The sequence below is a fragment of the Citrobacter sp. TBCS-14 genome, from assembly GCF_005280805.1.
Classification (GTDB): Bacteria; Pseudomonadota; Gammaproteobacteria; order Enterobacterales; family Enterobacteriaceae; genus Citrobacter; species Citrobacter gillenii.
On record NZ_SZWM01001236.1, the window covers coordinates 1 to 580 of the forward strand.

Here is a 580-nt window from a genome sequence, read left to right on the forward strand (position 1 = left end):
ACAATGTTACCGCGCAGGCTTATCCGCATCTGCTGGTGACAACGGGCTTGCACGACTCCCAGGTGCAATACTGGGAACCGGCAAAGTGGGTGGCAAAACTGCGTGAGCTGAAAACGGACGACCATCTGCTGTTACTCTGCACGGATATGGATTCCGGGCACGGCGGTAAATCCGGACGTTATAAATCTTACGAAGGTGTGGCCCTGGAATACGCGTTTTTGATTGGGCTGGCGCAGGGCACACTGCCTGGACAAGCGTAAACTCAGGCGTTATCCANTTCAGCGTTAGGCGCAATTCCGGGCTCATATTGTCAAGGTTGTTAAACAGCCAGCGCAAATAGCCCGGATCGCGTTCAGCGACTTCAGATACCGGTTCTCCGCGGTATTTTCCGAAGGTAAATGTGGTTAGCAACGCAGGACGACCGGTGACATCGGCCATTTGCTCCGGGGTCCAGCCGGACGTCTTCATAATGTCGATCAGCAGTGCCGCTGTGATGTAGCAGTCATAAAGCGCGCGGTGGTGGTGCAGACCAGACGGCGTCTGGACGCTCAGCTTGCGGGATTTATAGAGCGCCATATTG

The 580-nt window shown here is 54.9% G+C and carries 1 protein-coding gene and 1 pseudogene; one reads left to right on the forward strand and one right to left on the reverse strand.

Going from position 1 to position 580, the window contains the following annotated elements; genetic code table 11:
* On the forward strand, positions 1–260 hold a 260-nt coding region (locus FDX22_RS26440), incomplete at its 5' end, for a prolyl oligopeptidase family serine peptidase (RefSeq protein ID WP_146718020.1).
* A 19-nt stretch (positions 261–279) separates the two neighbouring features.
* Here the strand turns inward: FDX22_RS26440 and FDX22_RS26445 are convergent.
* Positions 280–580, reverse strand: a pseudogene (locus FDX22_RS26445) (exodeoxyribonuclease X); the annotation flags it as partial.